The organism is Celeribacter sp. SCSIO 80838 (assembly GCF_056498065.1).
The window spans coordinates 2,937,642-2,961,832 of the sequence record NZ_JAZKMA010000001.1 but is presented as its reverse complement, the minus strand read 5'-3'; the positions used below and the strand labels follow the sequence as shown (position 1 = coordinate 2,961,832).

The following is a 24,191-nucleotide window of genomic DNA, read 5'->3' as shown; positions in this document are numbered from 1 at the left end:
TGCATGTTTGCGGTTTTGAAAACTGGCGGTAAGCAATACAAAGTGCAGGCGGGTGACGTTCTGCGCGTTGAGAAACTTGCGGCTGATGCTGGCGAAAAAGTCCAGTTCAACGAGATTCTGATGGTTGGCTCCACCATCGGCGCGCCCTTCGTGGCCGGCGCCGGCGTGCAAGCCGAAGTCATCGACCAAATCAAGGGTGAGAAACTCATCCACTACGTCAAACGTCGCCGTAAGCACTCTTCGCAGCGCACCAAAGGCCACCGTCAGCAGCTCACGCTGCTCCGCATCACCGACATCCTCGAGGCGGGTGCGGATGCGACCGGTGTGAAAGCCGCCATCGGCGCAGGCTCCGTGTCTGCCGCTCCGGCTGCTGCCGCTGCTCCGAAAAAAGCCGCGAAAGCCGAAGCTCCGGTCGCCGCTGCGGGTGCTGACGATCTGACCGCGATCAACGGTGTGGGTCCGGCTGCTGCGAAGAAACTGGTTGAAGCTGGGATCACCACCTTCGCTCAGCTCGCCGCTGTCGACGCCGATGCGTTCGACGCCGTCAAAGTGAAGCCCGAATGGGTTGAACAGGCCAAAGAACTGGCCAAGTAAGACACGTTAAGGAGAGAACACCATGGCACACAAAAAAGCAGGCGGTTCGTCCCGTAACGGTCGCGACTCCGCAGGTCGCCGTCTCGGCGTCAAACTCTACGGCGGCCAAGAGGCCATTGCCGGTAACATCATCGTGCGTCAGCGCGGCACCAAATTCTGGCCGGGCGAAGGCGTGGGTCTGGGCAAAGATCACACGATCTTCGCAACGACCGACGGCAAAGTGACCTTCCACAAAGGTCTGAAAAAACGCACTTTCGTGTCCGTGCTTCCGGCTGCGGAAGCCGCCGAATAAGCCGACCTCAAGACGGTAAAATCATTGGGGGGATCGGCGAAAGCCGGTCCCCTTTGCTTTGTGCGCGATCGGGGCCTCCGTCAGGAAAGGCTTGATCGAAACCTTAAAGTTTGGCCAAATGTGCCTTCGTCACGCCGCAGTTTTCAGCTGTGGTTAACACGACTGTCGTAAAACGCATCTAGGCTGCGCCCCTCGCGCAGAGGATGCCACGGCAGGCCCGCTTTCGGTGTCGACCGGAAGCCGCCTTCTGGGAGAGAGGCGCGCGGCAGCAGATTTGGAGGAAGAGAGATGAGAATGGATTTGGTTGACGACAGGTTGGACCGCGGCGCGCAGGCCGTGATCGAGACGGAGCGCTTTGTGCTGCGCCCGCCGCGCCGTTCGGACGCCGGTCTGCTCAATATGTATGTCAGCGACGTGCGCGTGGCGCGCAATTCGCGCTCTCTGCCGCATCCGATGCCGCCGGGCGCGACGGAGGCTTTCGTTGCCCGCTCGCTGAAACCGGAGACCGAGGAAAAGGTCTGGATTCTCGATGGCTCCGCCCACGAACTGTCCGAGGTGCTGGGGGTGATTTCCCTGAAGCCGCTCGACCGCGACCAATGCGAAGTCGCTTTCTGGGTCGCGCCCGCGTTCTGGGGGACGGGTCTGGCCCGCACCGCGCTTGCCGCAATGGTCGACGCCAATCCAATGAAGTCCAAAACCATGTTCGCGGAGATTTTCCAGGACAACCAGGCCTCCGCCCGCGTGGTGACCGCCTGCGGTTTTGAATATCTCGGCGATGCGGAAACCTATTCCGTCGCGCGCGGCGCGCATGTCCCAACCTGGACCTATCTGCGCAAACTCTAAAGGCCTCGAAACTCGGGGTCGCCACCAAGGAAGACCCCGATGACCGATACGATCCTCACAACAGACCGCCTCACCCTGCGCCCGTTCCGCGCCTCGGATGCGCCCGATGTTGTGCGGGTCCTTAATGACATCGAGGTCAGCAAATGGCTGACTCGTGTTCCCTATCCGTATTCTGTTCACGATGCGAACTGGTTCACCCGAAGGGTGGCCGCGAAGGCCTTTGTCTTCGGGATCGAATTTCAGGGCCGGATCGTCGGTACCATCGGCTGTGAGGGCGAGTTCGGCTATTGGCTCGGGCGGGCCTATTGGGGGCAGGGGATCATGCCGGAGGCGGCGGAGGCGGTTCTGAGCGCGTGGTTCGCCGCGACCGGCAAGGACCGGATTGAGGCGGGCTATTTTTCGGAGAATGCCCGCTCTTCCAAGGTCTTGCGGCGCATGGGCTTTGTCGAGACCGGCGCATCGCGCAACTTCAGCCTTGCGCGCGGGTATGAGGTCGATCGGATCGACTTGATCCTGACCCGCAAGGCGTTTGAGGCGCGAAACAAGAATTGAGTTTAACGACCGGGCAAGATACATCTGCCCGAAAGCCTCGGGCCTGAACACATCGGGCGGGGCAGCAAAGGACAAGACTTATGAAATTCCTCGATCTTGCCAAGGTCTACATCCGCTCCGGCTCCGGCGGCAACGGCTGTGTGTCCTTCCGGCGTGAGAAATTCATTGAATTCGGCGGGCCGAACGGTGGCGACGGCGGCAAGGGCGGCTCGGTGATCATCGAGGTGGTCGACGGGCTGAACACGCTGATCGACTTCCGCTACCAACAGCATTTCTTCGCCCAGAACGGCCAGTCCGGCATGGGCAACAACCGCACCGGCAAGGATGGCGACGACATCATCCTGCGCGTTCCCTCGGGCACGGAAGTGCTTGATGAGGATGAGGAAACGGTGATCGCCGACCTGACCGAGGTGGGTGACAAATTCGTGCTCGCCAAGGGCGGCAACGGCGGCTGGGGCAACGCGCGGTTCAAGACCTCGACGAACCAGGCGCCCGCCAAGGCCAACCCCGGCCAGCCCGGCATCGACCGCACCATCTGGCTCAGGCTGAAACTGATCGCCGACGCGGGGCTTTTGGGCCTGCCGAACGCGGGCAAATCGACCTTCCTGTCGGTGACCTCGAATGCGCGGCCGAAAATCGCGGATTACCCGTTCACCACGCTGCACCCGAACCTCGGCGTCGTCGGCATCGACGGCGCGGAATTCGTCGTGGCCGATATTCCCGGCCTGATCGAAGGCGCGTCCGAAGGCCGTGGTCTGGGCGATCTCTTCCTCGGCCACGTCGAACGCTGCGCCGTGTTGTTGCACCTGATCGACGGCACATCCGAGGATGTGGTGGCGGATTACGAGACCATCATCACCGAGATCAACAACTACTCCCATATCTTGGGCGACAAGCCGCGCGTGACGGTTTTGAACAAGATCGACAGCCTTCTCGAAGAGGAGGTCGAAGAGAAACTTGCGGCGCTGCAAAAGGCGGCGGGCGGGCGGGTTTATACCATGTCCGGCGTGTCCCGCGAGGGGGTCGATACGGTTCTGCGCGCGCTCAAGGCGGAGATTTCCATGGATCGTCTTCGGATCAAACAGGCCGAAGAGGATGACGGTGAGGAAGGTGAAACTTGGCACCCCTGACCGCCTCGCTCGAAGGGGCGAAACGCATCGTGATCAAGATCGGCTCGGCGCTTCTGGTGGAGCGTGGCGAGTTGCGGACGCATTGGCTCGAAGGGCTGGCGCAGGACGTCGCCATGCTCAAATCCCAAGGCGCCGATGTGATCCTTGTATCCTCCGGCTCCATCGCTTTGGGGCGCGGGATTTTGCATCTGCCGTCGGGCGAATTGCCGCTGGAACAGTCGCAGGCGGCGGCTTCTGTGGGCCAGATCCGTCTTGCCCGCGCCTATCAGGAGGTGCTTGAGCCGCATGGCATCACCACGGCGCAAATCCTTTTGACGCTCGAAGACAGCGCGGATCGCCGCCGCTATCTCAATTCGCGCGCGACACTCGATGCGCTTTTGTCCTTGGGCGCGGTGCCCATCGTCAATGAAAACGACACGGTCGCGACGGATGAAATCCGCTATGGCGACAACGACCGACTGGCGGCCAGCATCGCCGTGACCATCGGCGCCGACCGGCTGGTGTTGCTTTCGGATGTCGACGGGCTTTATACGGCGAACCCTTCGCTCGATCCCAATGCCGTGCATCTGCCCGTGGTCAAAGAGATCACGCCGGAGATCGAGGCGATGGCGGGCGATCCGGTGTCGGGCGTGTCGAAAGGCGGCATGAAGACCAAGGTGATGGCGGCAAAAACCGCCACTTTGGGCGGCTGCACCATGGCGATCACCGAAGGCTCGAAAGAACGGCCTTTGAAAGCGCTGGAGCATGGCGCGCGGGCGACATGGTTCTTGGCCGCCGAGGACCCGGAACATGCCCGCAAGCGCTGGATCGGCGCGATGAAAGCCAAGGGCGAAATCTATATCGACGCGGGTGCGGTCATGGCGCTTGCGAAAGGAAAATCCCTGTTGCCCGTCGGCGTCGAGGAGGTTGTGGGCCATTTTGGCCGCGGCGAACCAGTCGTGGTGCTCGGGCCTGACGGGGCGCGCATCGGGCTCGGGCTGTCGCGCTACACTTCCGAGGAAGCAGAAGCCATCAAGGGCGCGCATTCCGACGACATACAGGCGATCCTCGGCTATGCTGGCCGGGCCGCTTTGATCCATAGAGACGATTTGGTGACATGACCGAGATTGACGTAAAACAGATGATGAAAGAGCTGGGCCAACGCGCGAAAGAAGCGGCGCGGGAGCTTGCCACGGCTTCGAGCGCGGCCAAGGAGCAGGCGCTTTGGGCCGCCGCGGAGGCCCTTTGGGAGGCCCGTGCCGAGATCATCGAAGCGAATGAGAAAGACCTCGCCTTTGGCCGCGAAAAGGGCCTGACAGATGCGATGATGGACCGGCTCAAGCTCGATGAAGCCCGGATTCAGGGCATGATCGACGGCTTGAAAGCCATTGCGGCGCAAAAGGACCCGGTCGGGGATGTGATCGCCGAATGGGACCGTCCGAACGGGCTGCATATCAAGCGCGTGCGCACACCTCTGGGCGTGATCGGCGTGATCTATGAGAGCCGCCCGAATGTGACGGCGGATGCGGGCGCGTTGTGCCTGAAGGCCGGGAATGCGGTGATCCTGCGCGGCGGTTCGGAAAGCTTTCACAGCTCCGGCGCGATCCATGCCTGCCTGAAAGCGGGGCTGCGCGCGGCGGGGCTGCCCGAGGATGCGATCCAACGCGTGCCGACCCGTGACCGGGCGGCGGTGACCGAAATGCTGCATATGACGGACTATATCGACGTCATCGTGCCGCGCGGTGGCAAAGGGCTTGTGGGGCTCGTGCAGCGCGAGGCCCGCGTGCCGGTGTTCGCGCATCTCGAAGGCATCGTGCATATTTTCGTCGACGCCTCCGCCGATCCGGAAAAGGCGATGAAGGTCGTGCTCAACGCGAAAACCCGGCGCACCGGGATTTGCGGTGCGGCGGAATGTCTGCTGATCCATCGGGATATTGCCGACACGCTGGGCCGTGATCTGGTCGCGGCGCTGGTCGACAAAGGTGTCGAAGTACGGGGCGATGCGGCGGTGCAGGCCATGGTCGAGGCGGTGACGCCCGCCACCGAAGAGGACTGGGGGCGTGAGTACCTCGACAGCATCATCGCCGCGAAAGTCGTGGCGGATGTCGATGCGGCCATCGCACATATCCAGCGCTATTCCTCGTCGCACACGGATTGCATCCTGACGGAGACGCCGGAGAACGTTGCGAAATTCTTCTCCCGCCTCGACAGCGCGATTTTGATGCACAACAGCTCGACGCAATTCGCCGATGGCGGCGAGTTCGGCATGGGCGCGGAGATCGGCATCGCGACGGGCAAAATGCACGCGCGCGGGCCGGTGGGGGCCGAGCAGTTGACCAGCTTCAAATATCTCGTGACCTCGGACGGGGCCGTGCGGGCCTGATTTTTGGCCTGATGGGCCTGAGTATTTGAGCTGCAATGAAGCATTAAGGAAGGCGTGCAGGATCGGCGCGCCTTTTTTCGTTTTAGGAATTTTAGGCGAGTAGCGAGATCACCCCGTCGCCCGAACTATGAGTGATGCGGCGGCCCAGTGCGGCGGCCTGCATCGGCGCCAGAAGGAATTGCACATCGGAGGGTTTGAGCCCCTGCGGGGCCGTCACGGAACCGAGCCGGGCCCAGAGATCGGGCGCGGGTTCGAGACGTTGTGCCGAGGCGCGCAGCTGCCATTGGCCGTTGGTGTACCCGATCTTGATGACGCCGCCGCGGGGCAGGGCCGTTTCCAGACACATCAGCATGAGACAGGCGAGTTTGACCTCCTCGCGCGGCAGGTCTTCCGCAGGCGTCCAGTCATAGGTCAGGCGCGCGGTGGAGACCGCTTTGAGGATGCCCGCGATTTCCGTGCGCGATGTCATCTGGCCCGGGGAGGCCATGCCGAAAGCGATGCGAAAGAATTTCACGCGGGCGTTTGCATTCTCCACGCTTTCGGAGATAAGGCTAAGCTCAGGTCCGGTACCGGCGCCGGACATCGCCAGCAATTCCACCCCGTTCGCAATCGCGCCCACCGGGCTGATCAGATCGTGGCAGATGCGGGAGCCGATCATGGCGGCGATGTCTCGGGTCAGGTCTTGGGTCATATGGTCTCCGGATTTGGAATTTTGTGAAAGGCGCTGTCATGGACGATCTCAACGCGATGCTGGAACCGGGGCAGATGGTGCGCCATCCGTCTCAGCCGGATTGGGGGCTTGGTCAGGTGCAGTCCAATATCAATGGCAAGATTACGGTAATGTTCCAGCATGCCGGCAAGATTGTGATCGACAGCCGACGTGTCGCGCTCCTCCCTGTTTTTTGACGAAGGGTCCGCAGACCCGCGTTCTCCTCATGGTCGCGCAACCGGTCGCATCTCACAACCTTTGCGCGAATATCCCCGTGCGGGTTACCGGCATTCTGTTGCATTGAGGTCAACAAAATCTTAAAACCCGCCCACCTAAAGGCCATGAGCCGCCGCAGAGAGACCCGCATGAGCGCTGCCCCGTCGCAAAAACCGTCGCAAGATCACAAAACGCCGTTTCAGCTGAGATTTGCCCGCGATGCGGACGACTTGCGGGCGGCGCAGCGGCTGCGCTATCGGGTGTTCGTCGAGGAGTTGGGGTCGGATGGTGAGATGGTCGATCACGCGGCCCAGCTCGAGGCCGACCGGTTCGACCCGGATTATGCGCATCTGATGCTGATCGACCCGAGCCGCTCCGAAGACCCGCTGGAGCAATGCGTGGCGGTCTACCGGCTATTGACCGGGGAGAAGGCGGCAGAGTTGGGGCGGTTTTATTCCGAGGGGGAATACGATCTCACGGCGTTGAAAACCTCCGGCAAGCGCCTGTTGGAACTGGGGCGGTCCTGCGTGGCGAAAGACTATCGCGGTGGTATGGCCCTGTTCGAGATGTGGGCGGGGTTGGCGAAATACGTGATCGAGGAGGGCTATGACGTGTTATTCGGCACGGCCTCGTTCTTTGGCGTGGATGTGAAGCTGCATGCCGAGGCGCTGTCCTGGCTGCATCACAATCACCTCGCGCCGGAGATGCTGCGCGCCCGTGCCCTGCCGGAGCATTTCCAGAGCATGGATCTGATGCCCTTGGAGGAGATCGACCGCAAACGCGCGATGCTGGCGATTCCGCCGCTGATCAAGGCCTATCTGCGGCTTGGCGGCACGGTGGGCGAGGGGGCCTTTGTCGACCGGGCGTTCAACACGGTCGATGTGCTTTTGATCCTCGACACAGAGATGATCTCGCCGCGGCAACGCGCGATGTATACCAAAGGTCTTGGTGCATGAGCCCGCAGAACGGCCCGCTTTGGGAAAGCCGCATCCCTCCGTCTGACCCAAAGCCGGTGACATGGGGCACATGGCGGGCGCTCCGGCGGGGTGTGCCCATCGTGCTGATGATCCTGATCTGCATGGTGCTGATGCTGGCGACCCGCGCGGTCGAGGTGCTTGTGGTTGGCAAGCGTCGCCCGTGGTCGTCGGTCTTCCCGCGCTTTGTATCGCGCAACGCACTGCGGTTTCTCGGCATGAAGCTGACGGTCAAAGGCACGCCGATGCACCATCACGGCGCGGTGGTGGCGAACCATTCGACATGGCTCGATATTTTCGTTCTGAACGCGGTGCAGCGGATTTTCTTTGTCTCCAAGGCGGAGGTGGCGAATTGGCCGGGGATCGGCACCATGGCCAAGGCGACGGGCACGGTGTTCATCAACCGCGACCGCAAAGAGGCCGCCGAACAGAAACGCCTGTTCGAAGAGCGGCTGCATATGGGGCATAAGCTGTTGTTTTTCCCGGAAGGCACGTCGAGCGACAGCCTTCGGGTTTTGCCTTTCAAACCAACGCTGTTCGCGGCGTTTTTTACGCCTGAGTTGCGCGACGAGGTTTGGATTCAGCCGGTCACCGCGCGCTACGTGGCGCCCGAGGGCGAGGATGTGCGGTTTTACGGCTGGTGGGGCGAAATGGAATTCGGGCCCTCGCTGGTGCAGGTTTTGAAGGCCAAGCCGCAAGGCGCGGTGGAGGTGATTTTTCACGACCCGATTGCGGTGAGAGATGTCAAGGACCGCAAGGAGATGGCTGCGCGCTGCGAGGCGGCGGTGCGCTCCGGGTTGCCGGAGATTCCGGCGGCGTATGTGGACGTATAAGGTCCAGACAGATTTCAGCCGAGACGGGCTTCGATCTCCGCCACCGCCTGCATCACGGAAAGCTGTGCGGTGTCGAGCCGCAGATCGGCCTCGTCCCATGGCGTGTAGTCGCGGGACATGACCTTTTGCCAATCCGGCTTCTCAAGCCCCGGAACGTCGATGATGCGCTCCTCGACGCGCGCACGGTGCACCAAAGGATCGGAGCAACGGGTCTCAATGCCGAGGAGACGCACCCGGGCGCGTGTTGCGGCTTCTGTGAAAATTTTGCGGGTGATGGGCCAAGGGTTCACGCAATCGATGATCACCCGGTGTCCCAGTGCGAGATTGGAGGCCGCAAGGGCTGCTGCGATGTGGTAGCTTTCCGGGCCAATGTCGCGGTCCGGGTCGATGGCACAGATCGCCGCGTCAATCTCGTCCACCCGAAGATAGACCGCGCCGGTTGCCTGTGACAGGTGCCGGGCGATCGTGGTTTTGCCGGTGCCGGGCAAACCGGCAAAGGACATGAGCACTGGGGCGGTCAGTTTGTCACCCCATCGCCGCGATCAGATCGCCCAATGCCTTCACCGGGTCCTCCGTCGACCAGATCTCATCGCCCACGGCGAAGAAATCCGTCACCGGGGCGAAATCCCTGACGATCTCGACCGTCAGCGCGCCCTCGGCCACGACCGGCACTTCGATCATCTGCGACCACCAGTCAAAAAGATCGCGTGGCGCTTGCGTGCCGTCTCCCAGATCGGTCTCGCCCACCGGGCCGAAGGCGATGTAATCCGCGCCGATCTCGCCCGCGGTCAGCCCGTCGTGGCGCGAGGCACCGCAGAAACAGCCGACAATGGCGTCATCGCCCAGCACTTTGCGCACCTTGCGGATCGAGCGCGCGCCGTCGGTCAGGTGAACGCCATCGAGCCCGTGGCGCTCGGCCAGAGCCACATGGCTTTCGATCACAATCGCCACATCCCGCGCGTGGCACACTTCGCGGCAGGCATCCGCTGCCTTGCCCAGCACATATTCGTCCTTGGCGGCCAGAGCGAGGCGTACACAGGCAACCTCATGGGCATCCAACACGGCCGCGAGTTTCGGCGCGAACTCGTCCGGCTCGAAAGCGGTCGGCGTCAGCAGGTAGATCTGCGGCAGTTCTTTTTGCGGCTCGGACATCTTGGCACCTCGGGTGGAGTTTCGCCCGCTATAGCCTAAGGCGCGGGCGGGGGGAAGCCTTGCGAGCTGGGGCAAATGTCGTTATCCCGCGCGAAACTGCAAAGGAATATCGCATGTCCGCGCCCAAAGACCCGAACCCCGCACTCATCACCCCCGCGATGATCCTCGTGCGTCCGCAGATGGGCGAGAACATCGGCGGGGCCGCGCGGGCGATGTGGAATTTCGGGCTGGACCGGATGCGGGTTGTGGCGCCCAGAGATGGCTGGCCCAATCCGAAAGCGGTGGCCATGGCCTCGGGCGCGGGGCGTTTGCTCGATGAGGCCGGGCATTTCGAGACAGTGCGCGAGGCGGTGGCCGATTGCGATTACGTGTTCGCGACCACGGCGCGGATGCGCGGGATCACCAAACCTGTCATGACGCCCGAGCGGGCCATGGAACATGCCCGTGCCTTGGTCGCGGAGGGCAAGAAGGTCGGCGTGATGTTCGGGCCGGAGCGCGCAGGGCTTGAGAATGAGGATGTGGTCGAGGCCAATGCCATTGTGACCGTGCCGGTGAACCCGGCGTTTGCCTCGCTCAATCTGGCGCAGGCGGTGTTGCTGATGTCCTATGAATGGGGCCGTCAGACCACGGAGGTGGTGCCGGAGGTCATGGAAATGGCCAAGACGGACTGGGCGGGCCATATCGAGGTGGAAAAGCTCGGCGATCATTATGAGACGGTGCTGGACGAGGCCGGGTTTTTCTTTCCCCCGGAGAAGGCGGATGGGATGAAGATGGTGCTGCGCAATCTCTGGTCGCGCATGCCGCTGACGAAATCCGACGTGCAGGTGTTTCACGGCATGATGCGGCAGATGAAGCGTTGGAAAGAGCGCGGGTAATCCCGCGCTCTCTGAGTGCGTCGATTACGGGCGCGGCTGTTGCTGCGACGGCTGTTGCGTTTTTTGCTGCGCCGGTTTGCTGGCTTGCGGTGTGGCTTTCTGGGCCTGCGGCGCGGTCTGCGTCAGGTAGCTCAGGAAGACCCACAACAGCGTGCCGCCATCGGTTTTGACCTGAGCCCATTCGCCCTGTTTCTTGACGATCTGAAGCTGGGTGCCGGCTTTCAGCGCAGATACCTTGCCATAGCCGGTGCCGGGGCCGGAACGACCGTTCAGGGTGACGCCGGGTTTGACGTAATACTGACCTTGCGCCTGTTGTTGCTGTTGCGGCTGGCTCTGGGCAAAGCTTGCGACGGGGGCCGCCACCATCAGGGCGCTCAATGCCAGTGCGGCGAAGGTTTTCGGGGTGAATTTCATGGGGTGTGTCCTTTTCTGCTCTGACCGCCAGACGGTTGCGGTTCCTGATCTCAAACGGATGAGGGCAGGGCTTCCGTCGCCCGTGTAAAGAAAAAGCAGGGGTGCCCTGCTTTTTCGAAGGTTTAAAACCGGCGCTGCGGGCTTATTGGCGGATCACCAGAGGATAACTGCCTTCGAACGCGGGTTTGCTCGGGTCCGGTTTCGCCTGTGGGATGACCTTGAGGCCCTGCGGTTGGGGCGCTGGGTCGAGATAGGCGGCGGATACCCAGAGCGGGGCGGCGCCATGGGCCGAGACCTTTACCCAGCCACGGGAGCTCTCCAGTGCGGTCAGTGGTGTGCCGGGGGCGAATGTGGTGACGGCGTGGTAACTGGTGCCGGGGCCGCTGCGGGCGTTGAGGGACACGCCGGGTTTGACGACGTAATCGGCCTGCATCACCGCCTGAGACGGGGCGGTGTGGGTTTGGGCTGCGGCCATGATCGGGGTGCCGAGAAGGGCGGCCCCCATCGTGACACGGAGGGCGGTGGCAAAAATGGTGCGTCGGGTTGTCATGAGACATCTCCTTTTCGTCAGATCACATGGATAACGCGGCGACGGTGGGGCGGGGTTCCCGTTGCTGCCCTCGCATTTCTGTGAGACGGCGGGGTTTCGCCCGCCAATCGGCGCTATCGCGCTTGCCCTCCGGCTTCGCTCTGCCTAGGGTCTGCGCAGGCAACGGCAAGAGGCGCAATATGGCCACAAAACGCAGCATTTTCGAGGACGTCGGCACCAATGAGAAGCCGAAGGAGACGCCAAAGGGCGGGTTGATCGAAAAAGGGCGCGGTGGCGCACGCAAGGGCATCCGGGCCTGGCTCATCGTGATTTTCGCGCTGGTGATGATGATGATCGCGGTGGGTGGCCTGACGCGTCTCACGGACAGCGGATTGTCGATCACCGAATGGAAACCGGTGATGGGGGCCTTGCCGCCAATGACTGCGGCTGACTGGCAGGTGGCTTTTGAGAAATATCAACAAACTCCTGAATATAGGCTGCAAAACGAAGGTATGACCCTGTCGGAATTCAAACCGCTCTTCTTGTGGGAATGGGGCCATCGCAACCTTGGCCGGGTGATCGGGCTTGTCTGGTTTCTGGGCTATGTGCGTTTTGCGGTTGCGAAAAAGGTCCCGACCGGCTGGCACAAACGCCTGATCTTCATCGGCGCTTTGGGCGGGCTTCAGGGCGCGATCGGCTGGTGGATGGTGTCCTCCGGGCTGACCGGCGACCGGCTCGATGTGGCGTCCTACCGGCTGGCGATCCACCTTGGTCTGGCCTTCATTATTCTCGGTTTCATCGCCTGGTACGTGTTCCTTCTGGGCCGCACGGAGCCGGAGCTGATGCAGGCCCGGCGCGCGAAGGATGCCAAGCTGTTCGGCATGTCCACCGGCATGTTGCATTTCGCCTTTCTGCAAATCCTTCTGGGCGCGCTGGTCGCGGGCATTGATGCAGGGCGCGGCTATACCGACTGGCCGCTGATGGGCGGGCAGGTTCTGCCGCCCGATCCGTTCTATATCGAGCCCCTGTGGCGCAATTTCTTCGAGAACCCGGCGCTGGTGCAATTTCTGCATCGGATGGCGGGGTATCTGTTGTTCATCTACGGCATCGTGACCTGGCTCAAGGGCCGCAAATCCGCCAACCGGGCGACCGCGAGCGCTTTCACCCTGATGGCGGCCGTGCTGTTCCTTCAGGTGATCCTCGGCATCACGACGTTGGTGTATGGCGCGCCGCTGGCGCTGGGGCTGGCGCATCAGGTCGGCGCGGTGGCGCTGTTCGTGGCGATTTCCCGCGCCCGTTTCCTGTCGCAATATCCACAACCGCAATCCGTTCGTTCCAATCAGTGAGGCCCGCTATGAGTGCTTTCGACGACCTTCTTGCCTATGTCCGCACCACCGAAGCCTTGGGCCAGATTGCCGGGCGGCTGTCGTGGGATCAGGAAACCGTCATGCCGCGCGGTGCCGCCGAGCAGCGGGGCGAGGAATTCGCCGCCATCGAGAGCGTGCTCCATGCGCGTCGGGTGGACCCGCAACTGGGCGCTTGGCTCTCCGAGATCGACGACGTGGCGCTCGATCCGTTCGCGCAGGCGCTGATGCGCCACACGCGGCGGTCCTATGCGCGCAACACCAAAGTGCCCGCCGATCTCGCCGCCGAACTGGCCCGCGTGACTTCCGTGGCGCAAGGCATCTGGGCCGAAGCCCGCGCCCGCGACGATTTCGGCCATTTCGCCCCCACGTTCGAGGAGGTGGTCAAACTGCGCCGGGAAGAGGCGGCGGCGTTGAAAGAGGGCACGGATCACGTCGATCTCTGGGACGCGCTGCATCAGGATTACGAACCGGGCTCGTCGGGCGCGGAGCTTGAGGCGATGTTCGGGGCGCTGCGTCCGCGCCTTGTGGCGTTGCGTGACAAGATCATGGGGGCGGATCAGCCCAAGGGGCTTACCGGCACCTATGACGAAGACAAGCAGATGGCGCTGACCGGCATTCTCGCCGGGGCCTTCGGTTACGATTTCGACCATGGCCGGATCGACAAGGCCGTGCATCCGTTCTCCTCCGGCTCAGGCCTCGATACCCGCATCACCACGCGCACCAACCCGGAAGATCCGCTCAATTCAATCTATTCGACGATCCACGAGACCGGACATGCGTGCTACGAACAGAATATTTGCCGCGACTATCTTTTGACCCCGCTGGGGGCGGGCGTTTCCATGGGCGTGCATGAAAGTCAGTCGCGGATTTACGAAAACCAACTGGGCCGCTCGCGCGCCTTCACCGAATATCTCTACGGCCAGATGCGGGACATGTTCGGCGAGATCGGCATCGACACGGCGGAGGCTTTCTATGCCGCTGTCAACCGCGTCACGCCGGGCTATATCCGCACCGAGGCTGACGAGGTGCAATATAACCTCCACGTCCTTCTGCGCTTCGATCTGGAGCGCGAGATCATCAACGGATCGCTTGAGATCAAGGACCTGCCGGAGGCCTGGGACAGCCGGTTCGAGGCGGATTTCGGTGTCAAGGTCGACAAGATTTCCAACGGTTGTTTGCAGGACGTGCACTGGCCGGTGGGGCTGTTCGGCTATTTTCCGACCTATTCTCTGGGCAATGTCTATGCCGGCTGTCTGCACAAGGCGCTGCGGGACGACATTCCGGATCTCGATGCGCAACTGGTGCAGGGCGATACCTCTGGTGCGACCGGTTGGTTGAAAGAGAACCTGCAACAGTTCGGCGGTCTGCGCGAGCCGCGTGACACCATCGTCCATGCCTGTGGGTTCGAACCCTCGGAAGTGCCGATTTTGGACTATCTCGAAGAGAAATTCGCCGGGATTTACGGCTTCTGATGGCGCTTTTGATGGACAAGCCCGCGCTGGAAACGGTTCTGGCGCGGGATTTCGGCGATCTGGCGCGGCTTTTCGCGTTCGACGCCGTGAGTGAGGAGGCGCTGACCCTGTGCCTGACGCCCGAGGTCGGGCATATCCGCTCTGGCGGCACGGTGTCCGGGCCGACCATGTTCCTTCTGGCGGATGTGGCGTTTTTCTTCGCGATCCTCTCGCAAGCGGGCGATGTGGCCATGGCGGCGACGACCAATGCCCATATCGACTTCCTGCGCAAACCCGCCGCCGATCAGCCGCTTCTGGGCGAGGCGCGGGTGCTCAAGCTCGGACGCACCCTGTCCACGGGCAGCGTCACGATCCGCAATCCCGGCTCGGATCGGGTTCTGGCGCAGGCGCAGATGACCTTTGCCATGCCGCCCAAAGCGCACGCAATGTGAGCTTTGCAGAAGTGTCTTGAACGCCTGAGAGGAAACGGATGGCGCGGTTTGTAAAAAGTGTCCTGCCGCTGATCGTCCTCGTTGCCGGGATGATGGCGGTCTATCTTGTGACCCTCTCCACCGACAAGGAGCTGGTCAGCCTGAGCTTTCTTCTGGGCTTTCCCTTCGTGGCCGGAGGGGTGATGGTCGCCTTTCGCCCGAAAGGCGCGTTCAAAAGTTTCATGGGGGCGATGGCATGGGTCGTGATCGTGATGATTGCCAGTCTGGCTCTCTCGCGGATTTCTGGTCTGGAAGGGTTCATTTGCATCGCCATGGCCTGTGTGCCGATTCTGGGCGCAGGTCTTTTGGGAGGCGTGATCGCGGTGACCATTCAGCGGGTCAAGGCCGATCGCAAGACCACCACAGGTGTCTATCTCCTGCCGCTTCTGGCGGTTTGGGGGTTCGATCAGATCCCGACCGAGCCGCAGTTCTACACGATTTCGAACACGATCGAGATCGCGGCGCCGGTGGGAGACGTGTTCGATTTCATCAAGGAGATCCGAGACATCCGCCCCGAGGAGATCGACACGCGCGCCTCGCATCTTTTGGGCGTGCCGAAGCCGACGGAGGCGCTTTGGCTGGTCGAAGAAGACGGGGTGACGCGGCATTCGTACTGGGGGCCGAAGGTGCATTTCCTGGAGCGGATCACGCGCATCGAGCCGGATCGGCGGATCGAATGGCGCTTTGAATTCCCGGAGGGCTGGGCCGCCGAGGAGATCGAGGACCCGCATGTGAAAATTGGCGGAAAATATGTCGATGTGCTGAGCGGCGGTTATCTGTTGGAGCCCTTGGGGGAGGGCCGGACGCGTCTCGTTCTGACGACACGCACGCGGGACAGTTCCGGAATGGGTGCCTATGCGCGGTTCTGGCATCACTTTTTTATCGAGGATTTCCATATGGTCATCCTCGATCTGGTGAAGGCGCGACTGGAAGCTGCGTGAGCCCTTGCAGCGTGTTCCGCAGCGCTCTTGTCAGAGCGCGTTCCGTGCGACAAACCACGGTTCGCACTGGCTGCGGATATAGGGCCAGAGCTTTGGGCAGCCGCGGGCGATCTTGACGCCGACGCGGCTGTCGAGCTGATGCAGCTTGACGTCATAGGTGCGCCAGGAGCCGCCATCGTCAGAGAGATTGTGCAGCACCGGCTGGGTGCGGTCGATGGATTTCGCATAGATCGCGGTGGGTGTCTCGGCGGCTTCGAACTCTTCCCAGATGGCGCGGAACATCCCGCCCTGATCCTCGGGCAAAAGGCCGAACAACCGGTCGGCGGCGCGCTGTTCGGCGTCTTCCTGAGCCTTCACCGCTTCGGGTGTGACTGCGCCGTGGATCGGTGTGTCGCCCGCGTCCACTTCGACAATGTCGTGCAGCAGGAGCATCTTGAGCGCCAGCGCGATGTCCACCTTGTCCTGCGCGTGATCCGCGAGCGTCAGGGCGTAGAGCATGATGTGCCAGCTATGCTCGCCGGTGTTTTCCTTGCGCGAGCCATCGGCAATCGGCGTGGCACGGTAGACGGATTTGAGCCGGTCCGCCTCGCACCAGAAGGCGAAGCGTTGAGCGAGGACCGGATCGGTGGCCTTGCCCTCAAACGCCGCGCGGGTGAACTCGAACAACTCCGGCAGGATGTCTTTCGCCTTGACCGCCCGGCCACGCCGCAGATTGCCGCCAACGATGTCGCGCTCTTCCTCAAGCTGTTCCGGCGCACCGATGCTTTGCAGCGCAGGCGCGAGGTAATCGACCGCCTTGGCAAAGCGCGCGGTCGGGGTTTCCATCGCCTCGAACTCTTCCCAAGTGGCGCGATACCGCGTGGCGAGATCCTCGGGCAACAGGCCATAGATGCGATCCGCGGCGGCCTTTTCCTGTGCCACGATCTGGTCGGTGTCGTAGAGGATATGGATCGGATGATCGCCTGCGTCTACCTCGACAATATCGTGCAGGATGAGCATCTCGATCGCCCGGTCGAGATCGACGCCGGGACCGGCCATGGGGGCCATCAGAAAGGCGAGGAGACAGGCGTGCCAGCTGTGTTCGGCGGAGTTCTCGAAGCGCGAACGATCCATCAGCTGGTTGGCGCGCTCCACCGTCTTGAGCCGGTCGGCCTCCATGAGAAAGGCGTATTGGGCGTCGAGGCGGGGGGAGGCGCTGTCTTTGGGCATGGTTTTCCTAGTATTCTATGTCGTCCTCGGCGCCCGGAGGCGGGGCGGAGGCTGCGAGGCCAGCCTTGGCCTCGGCAATGCGTTTTTGCAGGTAATCCCGTGCGCGCTTTTCGGCAAGGCGCACACGGGCGGCGGTCATGAAGGCCTCCTGCGTGGTGATCGAGGAGGCGCCGATGACGCGGGAGACATCCTGGATGAGCTGGTCATCCTGAATCAGATCGAGTGCGTCGATCGTGTCTTTGGCAAGAGCGTCGGCGAGTTCCTCCATGATCCCCATGGTCGATTACCGCGTGGTCTCGGTCAGGCGACGGCGGACATATTGGTCCACATTGCCGATCATTTCTTCCATATGCGGGTCTTCGAAGAAATGCCCGGCACCTTCGATTTCCGTGTGCGTGATGGTGATGCCCTTTTGCTCGTGAAGCTTGTTCACCAGCGAATGCGTGTCTTTCGGCGGCGCGACGCGGTCGGCGGTGCCGTTGATGATCAGGCCCGAAGAGGGGCAGGGGGCGAGGAACGAAAAATCGTACATATTGGCGGGCGGCGCGACGGAAACGAATCCGGTGATCTCCGGGCGGCGCATCAGAAGCTGCATGCCGATCCAGGCACCGAAGGAAAAGCCCGCGACCCAGCAATGTTTTGCATTCGGGTTCATCGATTGCAGGTAATCGAGTGCCGAGGCCGCATCCGACAACTCGCCCACGCCCTGATCGTATTCGCCCTGCGACCGGCCGACGCCGCGGAAATTGAACCGCAGCACGGTGAAACCCATATTATGGAAAGCGTAATGCAGGTTGTAGACCACGCGATTGTTCATCGTGCCGCCGAATTGCGGATGCGGATGAAGAATGATGGCGATGGGGGCGTCTTTTTGCGGTTGCGGGTGGTAGCGGCCTTCGAGCCGGCCCTCGGGACCGGGAAAAATCACTTCGGGCATCTTGTCCCTGTCTCCTCATGTGGCGCCTGTCGGGTCGATGATCCCCGGCGCCGGTCGCGGCAGTCTGTCGGGCGCGGACGGGTCCAAGGTTTCGGGAGCCGTTTTGCGCATCTGGTCACACCGGCGCGGTTTATAGTTGACGAAATTGCTCAGGCTATTTAGAAGCGTTCTAAATTGACCGAAAGCAATGCACGCGCGGGTGGTATGGAGGTAAGGCCCCCACGCGGGCACGTCAATGTTTTTGCGACTGTTTTCGTCGCCCCGTGGCAAGGAATCGCGGGGAAGGGCGATCGGAGCGTGAAAACCGGGGCGATTGCGGTGGCAAGCACTGTGTTGAAAAGGGGAAAGACGATGAAGCTGTCGACGAAAGGGCGGTATGCCATGGTGGCGCTTGCGGATCTGGCCTTGCAGCCGGAGGGCGGGCTTTTGTCGCTTGCGGAGATTTCCAAGCGCCAGGATATTTCTCTGCCCTATCTCGAACAGCTCTTCGTGAAACTGCGCCGCGCCGAGCTTGTGACCTCTGTGCGCGGGCCGGGCGGCGGTTACAAGCTTGCGAAACCGGCGTCCGAAATCCGTGTGTCGGATATTCTGGGCGCGGTGGACGAGACCGTGTCGGCGATGCACACAGGTGCGGGCGCGTCTGGCGGGGTGTCCGGCTCGCGCGCGCAGTCGATGACCAACCGGCTCTGGGAAGGGTTGTCGGCGCATGTTTATGTCTTCCTGCATCAGACGCGGCTGTCGGATGTGGTGAAAAACGAGTTGCGGCCCTGTCCGGCGGTGCCGACATTGTTTGCCGTTGTAGATGAAGACTGACGGTCATTTTGAGTATTTGACCAGCAAAGGAAACCCGTGACCAGGACCCGCACATATCTCGATTGGAACGCCACAGCGCCGCTTTGTGGGGCGGCACGGGAGGCAATGATTGCGGCCATGGATATGGTCGGCAACCCGTCGTCTGTGCATGGCGAGGGGCGGGCTGCGAAAGGTCTGATGGAGCGCGCCCGCGCACAGGTGGCCGAGGCCTTCGGGGCGCAGGGGGCGGATATCGTCTTTACCTCGGGCGCCACGGAAGCGGCGGCCTTGGCGCTGTCTGGCAAGGGCATGCATTGTGCGGCGGTGGAGCATGAGGCGGTGTCTTCGTGGTGCGCCGCCGATCTTGCGGTGGATCGTTCGGGCCGTGTGACGGTCGCGGAGCCGGAGAAGAGCGCCTTGCAGATCGCCAATTCGGAAACCGGGATCGTCCAGACCCTGCCCGAAGGTTTGGCCGTCTGCGATGCGACGCAGGGCTTTGGGAAAACTCCGCTGGCCTTCAACTGGATGGGCTGCGATATGGCGCTGCTTTCGGCGCACAAGCTTGGCGGGCCGAAGGGCGTCGGCGCTTTGGTTCTGAAACAGGGCCTTGATGTCGAAGCCACCATCAAGGGGGGCGGTCAGGAGATGGGGCGCAGAAGCGGCACCGAGAACCTGATCGGCATTGCAGGCTTTGGCGCGGCTGCCGAACGCGCGGCCAAACAATTGGCCGAGGGCGTTTGGGAGGAGGTTGCGGAGAAGCGCGATTATCTTGAGGCGCTGTTGGCGGATGGGATGCAAGCCCCCATCTTTGTGGGCAAGAATGAGTCCCGCCTGCCCAACACGATGAGCCTGATCACGCCCGGCTGGAAGGGCGAGACGCAGGTGATGCAGATGGATCTGGTGGGGTTTGCCGTATCTGCGGGCTCGGCCTGTTCTTCGGGCAAGGTCAGGGCCTCGAAGGTGCTGACCGCGATGGGATCCAGCGACGAAGACGCGGCCTGTGCGCTTCGGGTGTCCATCGGGCCGGAGGTGACAAAAGAGGAATTGGAGCGGTTCGCCACAGCCTGGCTTTCCGCCTTTGGACGTTGGCGCAAACGCGCCGCATGAAACAAAAAACGGCCATAAGGCCGACAGAAGACGCACATGAAGGAGTGATCCGATGATGGATGACATTCAGGTCAAAGAAGGGGTCGAGGAGGAAACGGTTGCGGCCGTGAAATCCCTCGCCGGGAAATACAAATACGGTTGGGATACCGATATCGAGATGGAATATGCCCCCAAAGGGCTGACCGAAGACATCGTGCGCCTGATTTCGGCCAAGAACGAAGAGCCGGAATGGATGACCGAATGGCGTCTTGAGGCCTATCGCCGCTGGATCACCCTGGAAGAGCCGGATTGGGCGATGCTCGACTACCCGGAAATCGACTTTCAGGAGCAGTATTATTACGCGCGCCCCAAAAGCATGTCGGAAAAGCCGAAGTCGCTCGATGACGTCGATCCCAAGCTGTTGGAAACCTACAAGAAACTCGGCATTCCTTTGAAGGAGCAGATGATCCTCGCCGGTGTCGAAGGCGCCGAAGAGGTGGCCGCGGACGGTGACAATTCCGAGCGCAAGGTGGCGGTCGATGCGGTGTTCGACTCCGTCTCCGTCGGCACGACCTTCAAGGCCGAGCTTGAGAAGGCGGGCGTGATCTTCTGTTCGATCTCGGAAGCCATCAAGAACCACCCGGAACTCGTCAAGAAATACCTCGCCTCCGTGGTGCCGATTTCGGACAATTACTATGCGACTCTGAACTCGGCCGTGTTCTCCGACGGGTCTTTTGTCTACATTCCGCCGAACACGCGCTGCCCGATGGAGCTGTCGACCTACTTCCGGATCAACGCGGAAAACACCGGCCAGTTCGAGCGCACGCTGATCATCGCCGACAAGGGCAGCTATGTGTCCTATCTCGAAGGCTGCACCGCGCCGCAGCGCGACACCGCGCAGCTTCACGCCGCTGTGGTTGAGATCATCATCGAGGAAGACGCCGAGGTAAAATACTCCACGGTTCAGAACTGGTTCCCCGGCGACGAGCAAGGCAAGGGCGGCATCTACAACTTCGTGACCAAACGCGCCGATTGCCGGGGCGACCGGGCCAAGGTGATGTGGACGCAGGTCGAAACCGGCTCCGCCGTGACGTGGAAATACCCGTCCTGCGTTCTGCGCGGCGACGACAGCCAGGGCGAGTTTTACTCCATCGCCATCACCAACAACTACCAGCAGGCCGACACCGGCACGAAAATGGTGCATCTGGGCAAGAACACCCGCTCGCGCATCGTTTCCAAAGGCATCTCGGCAGGCAAGGCGCAGAACACCTATCGCGGTCAGGTGTCGATGCACCCGAAGGCGAAAAACTCGCGCAACTATACCCAGTGCGACAGCTTGCTGATCGGGTCTGAATGCGGCGCGCATACCGTGCCCTATATCGAGGTGCGCAACAACTCGTCGCGGGTTGAACATGAGGCGACGACCTCGAAGGTGGATGACGAGCAAATGTTCTACTGCCGCCAGCGCGGCATGGACGAAGAAGAGGCCGTGGCGCTGATCGTCAACGGTTTCGCCAAGGAGGTGCTGCAAGCGCTGCCGATGGAATTCGCCATGGAAGCGCAGCAGTTGGTGGCGATCTCTCTGGAAGGGTCCGTCGGCTGATGAGAGACGGGCTGGAGACCCACGACACGACGCAGTTCGATCCGCGTCACCCGCGCCATGGCGAGGGGCAACGCGAAGGCTGGATGGCCTCCATGATCGTTGCGGGCTGTGCTGTGATCTTCTGGGTCTCCGTTCCAGTGGCTTTCATATCGCTCTACTGGAAGATTTTTCTGACTCTGGCCCTGACAGTCGGTGCGGGCGTTCTGGTCTCAAAGTGGATTGAGCAGATGGGGCGGAGGCATAGACAGAGCGTTGCGAAAGACTATCGCGACACGCAGGCTGCCGAGATTGAGAGAAAGCTCGCGGAGGCGCGTGTGCGGGGAGACTTCGACCGTTGGGAGGCGCAGGACAAATGATGATCCCATCCGACCATGAAAGCGACGCGCCGGAGATCTCCGGCATGATCGGCGGCACGCTCCGGGTGAAACCGGGGACCAAAATCGTGATCTCCGCCATGATCAATCGCGATCTGATCCTCTCGGCTGGCGTCGAGGCGGAACTGACCGGGATGGTGCAGAACAACGTCTATCTCAACGGTGGAACTCTCACCGGTAAAGGTCTGATAGGCGGCGATATTTTGCAAGAGGGCAAGCTATGATCGTAACCACGACCCCCTCCATCGAGGGGAAAAAGATCACCGCCTATCGCGGCATCGTCACCGGTGAGGCGATCATGGGGGCGAATATCGTGCGCGATCTCTTCGCGCAGGTGACCGACATCATCGGCGGGCGCTCGAATGCCTATGAATCCAAGCTTGCGGAAGGCCGGGAAACCGCTCTGAGCGAGATGGAGGACAAGGCGCGGGCGCTTGGCGCGAATGCCGTTGTGGGTGTCGATCTCGATTACGAGGTGATCGGCCAGATGCTCATGGTGTCCGCCTCCGGCACCGCCGTGACCGTGGAATAAGGACAGGATAACACCATGCATTTCGAGCTTTTGCCCTATTTCCTGATCAAATCCTCCGGCATCGGCGTCGGCATTTTCGTCGGCCTGCTGATCGGCCTCGGTGTGCGCGCCAAGGGGGGCAATCGCGAGGGGCTGATCGGGAATTCGGTCGTGGTGACGGCGCTTGTCGTCGGTCTGGCGGCGCTGGTGTTTACCGCGCTGATCCGCATGGTGAGCTATTCCGGCTGATGAGCACAGAGCACGCCCATATCGCCCCGTTCGGCCCCGCAGGACCCGCGCCGACCTTCCCGGAGGAGGTGGGCGCGTATGTCTGTGCGCAATACGACCGGGCGGAGCGGATCGTCGAATATGGCTCCGGCGGTTCGACGGCCTATGCGGCGGCGCAACCCGGCAAGGTGATCTGGTCCGTCGAAGGCTCGAAAGACTGGTACGCCGCCATGGTGGCGCATTTCGAGGCGCATCCGCCCAAGGCCGAGTTGCATCTCATCCATGCCGACATCGGCCCGACCAAGGCCTGGTCCTACCCGACGAACAATAACGGCTGGGCGCGCTACCCGGACTATTGTTTCGGGGTATGGCAACGCGCGGACCTTGTGGCGCCGGATCTGGTGCTGATCGACGGACGGTTCCGGGCGGGGTGTTTCCTCGCCACACTGGTGTCGATCACCCGACCCACGCGGGTGCTGATCGACGATTATGTCGGGCGCGAGGACAAATACGCGGGCATCACGCAATTCGCAGAGCCGACCGGGTTTCACGGTCGCATGGCGCAATTCGATCTGGAACCGGTCGAGAGCCTGCCGTCGGCGGCGTTGTACATGACCCTCAAGCTGTTTCAGGGGAAGGCGTGACGATGATGTGTCCTGCTCCGACATACCCGGACGATATGCCCGATTTTTGCCACGTTCACATGGTAAACACCCAAGTTACACTGGGTGGTGGACAGCGTGGTAAAGGGTGGTCAGATGGATCAGCGAGAGGATTTCTACAGCCGTCTCGGACGCGTGTCGCGCGCGCCGCAGAGTGGGGTGCACATGATGGGGCCGAGCCAGACGCGCAACCATGGCCGCAATCAGCACCTCAAGGAGATGCTGGAGCGGCACAAGGCGCAGGGCGTGCATGGCGCGCCCGTGATCGAGCCGCGTCTGAAGCTCACGCAGGCACTGTCCTATGTCTTGGCCTTCGCCATGGGCGGGCTGGCGGCGGTGATCGCGCGCTGGCTGCGGTTTCAACTCTCGGACGGCGTGACGCAGGTTTCGGCGGATCTCGATCTGGCGCTCGATGTGCTCTTCGCCATCGTGATCGCCTTCATCCTGCGCGAGGCAGTGTCGCTTTCGGCGGTGAAACGCATGGGCGCGCAGGTCGCGGGCATCCTGCTGGCCATGGTGACCATGCACAATGTGGTGCACGAGATGCCGGACGTGTTTTCGCGCCTGTTCTCGCCGCAATGGGTCGCTCATGTGACCGACACGACGGAGCCGGGGACGCTGTCCTTCCGCGGCCACAGCTATCATCTCTGAACCGTGCAGGTGCTGACGCAACGTCAGGTCTCAATGTCGCAACAATTTCTGTCTCGTGCCACGTTCTTTCCCAATTTCCCGATCAATCTGGTGAGGTCCAGAACAAGAGACGGGAAGAGGGGCAAGAGCATGCAGCCAGCACAACAGGCGCAATTCGCCGACCGCATCCGGCGCATTCAGGCCGGGGGGCCGAACACCTTTGCGACGGTCTATACCGGTTTGCAGGATGTCGACACGCCCGTGGGCAAAAAGGTCTCTGGCGTGCAGCATATAGCGCCACGTGTCGGGGGACGTCCGACGGCCAGAGAGCTTTTGAGTCTCGGGCTGAAATCCGGGATGCTCAAGCTGGTGGCACTGGGCTCCGGCATTCTTCTGTTTCTGCATTTCGCGGGGGTCTGAGCGGCTGCGCTCCG

General features: G+C 61.9%; 33 protein-coding genes. 25 read left to right on the top strand and 8 right to left on the bottom strand.

All coding sequences use genetic code 11. The features are described from left to right. The first annotated feature begins 3 nt into the window (after positions 1-3). From V1475_RS14890 to V1475_RS14860, 7 genes are all read left to right on the top strand, one after another. Positions 4-594, top strand: a complete 591-nt coding sequence (locus V1475_RS14890; protein WP_479413380.1) for a 50S ribosomal protein L21 — start codon at positions 4-6, stop codon at positions 592-594. Between the two features lie 22 nt (positions 595-616). After that, on the top strand, positions 617-886 hold the full coding sequence (gene rpmA / locus V1475_RS14885; protein ID WP_434287027.1) for a 50S ribosomal protein L27: 270 nt from the start codon (positions 617-619) through the stop codon (positions 884-886). Between the two features lie 294 nt (positions 887-1,180). Then, positions 1,181-1,729, top strand: coding sequence for a GNAT family N-acetyltransferase (locus V1475_RS14880; protein WP_479413379.1), 549 nt, complete (start codon positions 1,181-1,183; stop codon positions 1,727-1,729). 39 nt (positions 1,730-1,768) lie between these two features. Further along, on the top strand, positions 1,769-2,281 hold the full coding sequence (locus tag V1475_RS14875; protein WP_479413378.1) for a GNAT family N-acetyltransferase: 513 nt from the start codon (positions 1,769-1,771) through the stop codon (positions 2,279-2,281). An 80-nt stretch (positions 2,282-2,361) separates the two neighbouring features. After that, positions 2,362-3,411 (top strand): GTPase ObgE, encoded by a 1,050-nt coding sequence (gene obgE / locus V1475_RS14870; RefSeq protein WP_479413377.1) that lies wholly within the window; start codon positions 2,362-2,364, stop codon positions 3,409-3,411. Further along, positions 3,408-4,511 (top strand): glutamate 5-kinase, encoded by a 1,104-nt coding sequence (gene proB / locus V1475_RS14865; protein ID WP_479413989.1) that lies wholly within the window; start codon positions 3,408-3,410, stop codon positions 4,509-4,511. The genes obgE and proB overlap by 4 nt, the downstream gene beginning before the upstream one ends. Further along, a complete protein-coding gene (locus V1475_RS14860; RefSeq protein WP_479413376.1) occupies positions 4,508-5,773 on the top strand; it encodes a glutamate-5-semialdehyde dehydrogenase in 1,266 nt (421 codons plus the stop codon). Before proB ends, V1475_RS14860 begins: the two co-directional genes overlap by 4 nt. Positions 5,774-5,864: 91 nt before the next feature. Here the strand turns inward: V1475_RS14860 and V1475_RS14855 are convergent, their stop codons facing one another. Continuing rightward, positions 5,865-6,464: a histidine phosphotransferase family protein gene (locus V1475_RS14855; RefSeq protein ID WP_479413375.1), complete on the bottom strand. Its 600-nt coding sequence runs from the start codon at positions 6,462-6,464 to the stop codon at positions 5,865-5,867. Positions 6,465-6,502: 38 nt separating this feature from the next. On the opposite strand from V1475_RS14855, the gene V1475_RS14850 reads away from it, so the two are divergent. From V1475_RS14850 to olsA, 3 genes are all read left to right on the top strand, one after another. Further along, positions 6,503-6,679 (top strand): DUF3553 domain-containing protein, encoded by a 177-nt coding sequence (locus V1475_RS14850; protein ID WP_434287036.1) that lies wholly within the window; start codon positions 6,503-6,505, stop codon positions 6,677-6,679. A gap of 168 nt (positions 6,680-6,847) precedes the next feature. Then, positions 6,848-7,654, top strand: coding sequence for an L-ornithine N(alpha)-acyltransferase (gene olsB / locus V1475_RS14845; RefSeq protein WP_479413374.1), 807 nt, complete (start codon positions 6,848-6,850; stop codon positions 7,652-7,654). After that, positions 7,651-8,505: a lyso-ornithine lipid O-acyltransferase gene (gene olsA, locus V1475_RS14840; RefSeq protein ID WP_479413373.1), complete on the top strand. Its 855-nt coding sequence runs from the start codon at positions 7,651-7,653 to the stop codon at positions 8,503-8,505. Before olsB ends, olsA begins: the two co-directional genes overlap by 4 nt. A gap of 14 nt (positions 8,506-8,519) precedes the next feature. Here the strand turns inward: olsA and V1475_RS14835 are convergent, their stop codons facing one another. Together V1475_RS14835 and V1475_RS14830 are read right to left on the bottom strand one after the other, a co-directional pair. Then, entirely contained in the window at positions 8,520-9,008 is a 489-nt protein-coding gene (locus V1475_RS14835) for a P-loop nucleotide/nucleoside kinase family protein (RefSeq protein WP_479413988.1), read from the bottom strand. A 22-nt stretch (positions 9,009-9,030) separates the two neighbouring features. Then, on the bottom strand, positions 9,031-9,657 hold the full coding sequence (locus V1475_RS14830) for a thiamine phosphate synthase (RefSeq protein ID WP_479413372.1): 627 nt from the start codon (positions 9,655-9,657) through the stop codon (positions 9,031-9,033). 113 nt (positions 9,658-9,770) lie between these two features. Here V1475_RS14830 and V1475_RS14825 point away from each other — a divergent pair, with 113 nt between their 5' ends. Beyond that, positions 9,771-10,532: an RNA methyltransferase gene (locus tag V1475_RS14825; RefSeq protein WP_479413371.1), complete on the top strand. Its 762-nt coding sequence runs from the start codon at positions 9,771-9,773 to the stop codon at positions 10,530-10,532. A 24-nt stretch (positions 10,533-10,556) separates the two neighbouring features. On the opposite strand, the gene V1475_RS14820 is transcribed toward V1475_RS14825, so the two are convergent. Together V1475_RS14820 and V1475_RS14815 are read right to left on the bottom strand one after the other, a co-directional pair. Continuing rightward, positions 10,557-10,946: an SH3 domain-containing protein gene (locus V1475_RS14820; RefSeq protein ID WP_479413370.1), complete on the bottom strand. Its 390-nt coding sequence runs from the start codon at positions 10,944-10,946 to the stop codon at positions 10,557-10,559. Positions 10,947-11,088: 142 nt separating this feature from the next. Further along, positions 11,089-11,496 carry an SH3 domain-containing protein gene (locus tag V1475_RS14815; RefSeq protein WP_479413369.1) on the bottom strand — a complete coding sequence of 136 codons (408 nt, stop codon included), beginning with the start codon at positions 11,494-11,496 and terminating at the stop codon, positions 11,089-11,091. 179 nt (positions 11,497-11,675) lie between these two features. Between V1475_RS14815 and ctaA the strand changes: the two genes are divergently transcribed. Genes ctaA through V1475_RS14795 form a run of 4 tightly spaced genes read left to right on the top strand, consistent with a single transcriptional unit; the run spans position 11,676 to position 15,725 of the window. After that, on the top strand, positions 11,676-12,821 hold the full coding sequence (ctaA, locus tag V1475_RS14810; protein ID WP_479413368.1) for a heme A synthase: 1,146 nt from the start codon (positions 11,676-11,678) through the stop codon (positions 12,819-12,821). Between the two features lie 8 nt (positions 12,822-12,829). Then, on the top strand, positions 12,830-14,314 hold the full coding sequence (locus tag V1475_RS14805) for a carboxypeptidase M32 (RefSeq protein ID WP_479413367.1): 1,485 nt from the start codon (positions 12,830-12,832) through the stop codon (positions 14,312-14,314). Beyond that, positions 14,314-14,745, top strand: coding sequence for a PaaI family thioesterase (locus V1475_RS14800; protein WP_479413366.1), 432 nt, complete (start codon positions 14,314-14,316; stop codon positions 14,743-14,745). Before V1475_RS14805 ends, V1475_RS14800 begins: the two co-directional genes overlap by 1 nt. 38 nt (positions 14,746-14,783) lie before the next feature. Then, complete coding sequence (locus V1475_RS14795; RefSeq protein ID WP_479413365.1) at positions 14,784-15,725, top strand: SRPBCC family protein; 942 nt, start codon at positions 14,784-14,786, stop codon at positions 15,723-15,725. Between the two features lie 30 nt (positions 15,726-15,755). Here V1475_RS14795 and V1475_RS14790 read toward each other — a convergent pair whose 3' ends face one another. From V1475_RS14790 to V1475_RS14780, 3 genes are read right to left on the bottom strand one after another with little or no spacing between them, the layout of a single operon-like run. Then, entirely contained in the window at positions 15,756-16,934 is a 1,179-nt protein-coding gene (locus V1475_RS14790; protein ID WP_479413364.1) for an HD domain-containing protein, read from the bottom strand. Positions 16,935-16,941: 7 nt separating this feature from the next. Next, positions 16,942-17,211, bottom strand: a complete 270-nt coding sequence (locus V1475_RS14785) for a hypothetical protein (RefSeq protein ID WP_479413363.1) — start codon at positions 17,209-17,211, stop codon at positions 16,942-16,944. A gap of 6 nt (positions 17,212-17,217) precedes the next feature. Beyond that, positions 17,218-17,871, bottom strand: coding sequence for an alpha/beta hydrolase (locus tag V1475_RS14780; protein WP_066701575.1), 654 nt, complete (start codon positions 17,869-17,871; stop codon positions 17,218-17,220). A gap of 351 nt (positions 17,872-18,222) precedes the next feature. On the opposite strand from V1475_RS14780, the gene iscR reads away from it, so the two are divergent. The 10 genes from iscR (at position 18,223) to V1475_RS14730 (ending at position 24,177) form a co-directional block, all read left to right on the top strand. Further along, positions 18,223-18,684 (top strand): Fe-S cluster assembly transcriptional regulator IscR, encoded by a 462-nt coding sequence (gene iscR / locus V1475_RS14775; protein ID WP_066701576.1) that lies wholly within the window; start codon positions 18,223-18,225, stop codon positions 18,682-18,684. Between the two features lie 36 nt (positions 18,685-18,720). Then, positions 18,721-19,770 carry a cysteine desulfurase family protein gene (locus V1475_RS14770; protein WP_479413362.1) on the top strand — a complete coding sequence of 350 codons (1,050 nt, stop codon included), beginning with the start codon at positions 18,721-18,723 and terminating at the stop codon, positions 19,768-19,770. A gap of 52 nt (positions 19,771-19,822) precedes the next feature. Continuing rightward, positions 19,823-21,352: a Fe-S cluster assembly protein SufB gene (gene sufB / locus V1475_RS14765; RefSeq protein ID WP_479413361.1), complete on the top strand. Its 1,530-nt coding sequence runs from the start codon at positions 19,823-19,825 to the stop codon at positions 21,350-21,352. Beyond that, complete coding sequence (locus V1475_RS14760) at positions 21,352-21,708, top strand: hypothetical protein (protein ID WP_479413360.1); 357 nt, start codon at positions 21,352-21,354, stop codon at positions 21,706-21,708. Before sufB ends, V1475_RS14760 begins: the two co-directional genes overlap by 1 nt. Then, complete coding sequence (locus V1475_RS14755; RefSeq protein WP_479413359.1) at positions 21,705-21,950, top strand: hypothetical protein; 246 nt, start codon at positions 21,705-21,707, stop codon at positions 21,948-21,950. Before V1475_RS14760 ends, V1475_RS14755 begins: the two co-directional genes overlap by 4 nt. Beyond that, positions 21,947-22,258, top strand: a complete 312-nt coding sequence (locus V1475_RS14750; protein WP_479413358.1) for a heavy metal-binding domain-containing protein — start codon at positions 21,947-21,949, stop codon at positions 22,256-22,258. Before V1475_RS14755 ends, V1475_RS14750 begins: the two co-directional genes overlap by 4 nt. Before the next feature lie 15 nt (positions 22,259-22,273). Continuing rightward, complete coding sequence (locus tag V1475_RS14745; protein ID WP_479413357.1) at positions 22,274-22,486, top strand: hypothetical protein; 213 nt, start codon at positions 22,274-22,276, stop codon at positions 22,484-22,486. Next, the gene (locus V1475_RS14740) at positions 22,486-23,109 is read left to right on the top strand and encodes a hypothetical protein (protein WP_479413356.1); all 624 of its coding nucleotides are present in this window, start codon (positions 22,486-22,488) and stop codon (positions 23,107-23,109) included. The genes V1475_RS14745 and V1475_RS14740 overlap by 1 nt, the downstream gene beginning before the upstream one ends. 114 nt (positions 23,110-23,223) lie before the next feature. Next, entirely contained in the window at positions 23,224-23,778 is a 555-nt protein-coding gene (locus tag V1475_RS14735; protein ID WP_479413355.1) for a hypothetical protein, read from the top strand. Positions 23,779-23,907: 129 nt separating this feature from the next. After that, entirely contained in the window at positions 23,908-24,177 is a 270-nt protein-coding gene (locus tag V1475_RS14730; RefSeq protein WP_434287061.1) for a hypothetical protein, read from the top strand. Positions 24,178-24,191: the final 14 nt, after the last annotated feature.

What these genes read in the sequence shown, in the direction of transcription:
- V1475_RS14890 (WP_479413380.1), top strand. Translation starts at nt 4, where the DNA reads ATGTTTGCGGTTTTGAAAACTGGCGGTAAGCAATACAAAGTGCAGGCG.
- rpmA (WP_434287027.1), top strand. Translation starts at nt 617, where the DNA reads ATGGCACACAAAAAAGCAGGCGGTTCGTCCCGTAACGGTCGCGACTCC.
- V1475_RS14880 (WP_479413379.1), top strand. Translation starts at nt 1,181, where the DNA reads ATGGATTTGGTTGACGACAGGTTGGACCGCGGCGCGCAGGCCGTGATC.
- V1475_RS14875 (WP_479413378.1), top strand. Translation starts at nt 1,769, where the DNA reads ATGACCGATACGATCCTCACAACAGACCGCCTCACCCTGCGCCCGTTC.
- obgE (WP_479413377.1), top strand. Translation starts at nt 2,362, where the DNA reads ATGAAATTCCTCGATCTTGCCAAGGTCTACATCCGCTCCGGCTCCGGC.
- V1475_RS14860 (WP_479413376.1), top strand. Translation starts at nt 4,508, where the DNA reads ATGACCGAGATTGACGTAAAACAGATGATGAAAGAGCTGGGCCAACGC.
- V1475_RS14855 (WP_479413375.1), bottom strand. Translation starts at nt 6,464, where the DNA reads ATGACCCAAGACCTGACCCGAGACATCGCCGCCATGATCGGCTCCCGC.
- V1475_RS14850 (WP_434287036.1), top strand. Translation starts at nt 6,503, where the DNA reads ATGGACGATCTCAACGCGATGCTGGAACCGGGGCAGATGGTGCGCCAT.
- olsB (WP_479413374.1), top strand. Translation starts at nt 6,848, where the DNA reads ATGAGCGCTGCCCCGTCGCAAAAACCGTCGCAAGATCACAAAACGCCG.
- olsA (WP_479413373.1), top strand. Translation starts at nt 7,651, where the DNA reads ATGAGCCCGCAGAACGGCCCGCTTTGGGAAAGCCGCATCCCTCCGTCT.
- V1475_RS14835 (WP_479413988.1), bottom strand. Translation starts at nt 9,008, where the DNA reads ATGTCCTTTGCCGGTTTGCCCGGCACCGGCAAAACCACGATCGCCCGG.
- V1475_RS14830 (WP_479413372.1), bottom strand. Translation starts at nt 9,657, where the DNA reads ATGTCCGAGCCGCAAAAAGAACTGCCGCAGATCTACCTGCTGACGCCG.
- V1475_RS14825 (WP_479413371.1), top strand. Translation starts at nt 9,771, where the DNA reads ATGTCCGCGCCCAAAGACCCGAACCCCGCACTCATCACCCCCGCGATG.
- V1475_RS14820 (WP_479413370.1), bottom strand. Translation starts at nt 10,946, where the DNA reads ATGAAATTCACCCCGAAAACCTTCGCCGCACTGGCATTGAGCGCCCTG.
- V1475_RS14815 (WP_479413369.1), bottom strand. Translation starts at nt 11,496, where the DNA reads ATGACAACCCGACGCACCATTTTTGCCACCGCCCTCCGTGTCACGATG.
- ctaA (WP_479413368.1), top strand. Translation starts at nt 11,676, where the DNA reads ATGGCCACAAAACGCAGCATTTTCGAGGACGTCGGCACCAATGAGAAG.
- V1475_RS14805 (WP_479413367.1), top strand. Translation starts at nt 12,830, where the DNA reads ATGAGTGCTTTCGACGACCTTCTTGCCTATGTCCGCACCACCGAAGCC.
- V1475_RS14800 (WP_479413366.1), top strand. Translation starts at nt 14,314, where the DNA reads ATGGCGCTTTTGATGGACAAGCCCGCGCTGGAAACGGTTCTGGCGCGG.
- V1475_RS14795 (WP_479413365.1), top strand. Translation starts at nt 14,784, where the DNA reads ATGGCGCGGTTTGTAAAAAGTGTCCTGCCGCTGATCGTCCTCGTTGCC.
- V1475_RS14790 (WP_479413364.1), bottom strand. Translation starts at nt 16,934, where the DNA reads ATGCCCAAAGACAGCGCCTCCCCCCGCCTCGACGCCCAATACGCCTTT.
- V1475_RS14785 (WP_479413363.1), bottom strand. Translation starts at nt 17,211, where the DNA reads ATGGGGATCATGGAGGAACTCGCCGACGCTCTTGCCAAAGACACGATC.
- V1475_RS14780 (WP_066701575.1), bottom strand. Translation starts at nt 17,871, where the DNA reads ATGCCCGAAGTGATTTTTCCCGGTCCCGAGGGCCGGCTCGAAGGCCGC.
- iscR (WP_066701576.1), top strand. Translation starts at nt 18,223, where the DNA reads ATGAAGCTGTCGACGAAAGGGCGGTATGCCATGGTGGCGCTTGCGGAT.
- sufB (WP_479413361.1), top strand. Translation starts at nt 19,823, where the DNA reads ATGATGGATGACATTCAGGTCAAAGAAGGGGTCGAGGAGGAAACGGTT.
- V1475_RS14760 (WP_479413360.1), top strand. Translation starts at nt 21,352, where the DNA reads ATGAGAGACGGGCTGGAGACCCACGACACGACGCAGTTCGATCCGCGT.
- V1475_RS14755 (WP_479413359.1), top strand. Translation starts at nt 21,705, where the DNA reads ATGATGATCCCATCCGACCATGAAAGCGACGCGCCGGAGATCTCCGGC.
- V1475_RS14750 (WP_479413358.1), top strand. Translation starts at nt 21,947, where the DNA reads ATGATCGTAACCACGACCCCCTCCATCGAGGGGAAAAAGATCACCGCC.
- V1475_RS14745 (WP_479413357.1), top strand. Translation starts at nt 22,274, where the DNA reads ATGCATTTCGAGCTTTTGCCCTATTTCCTGATCAAATCCTCCGGCATC.
- V1475_RS14740 (WP_479413356.1), top strand. Translation starts at nt 22,486, where the DNA reads ATGAGCACAGAGCACGCCCATATCGCCCCGTTCGGCCCCGCAGGACCC.
- V1475_RS14735 (WP_479413355.1), top strand. Translation starts at nt 23,224, where the DNA reads ATGGATCAGCGAGAGGATTTCTACAGCCGTCTCGGACGCGTGTCGCGC.
- V1475_RS14730 (WP_434287061.1), top strand. Translation starts at nt 23,908, where the DNA reads ATGCAGCCAGCACAACAGGCGCAATTCGCCGACCGCATCCGGCGCATT.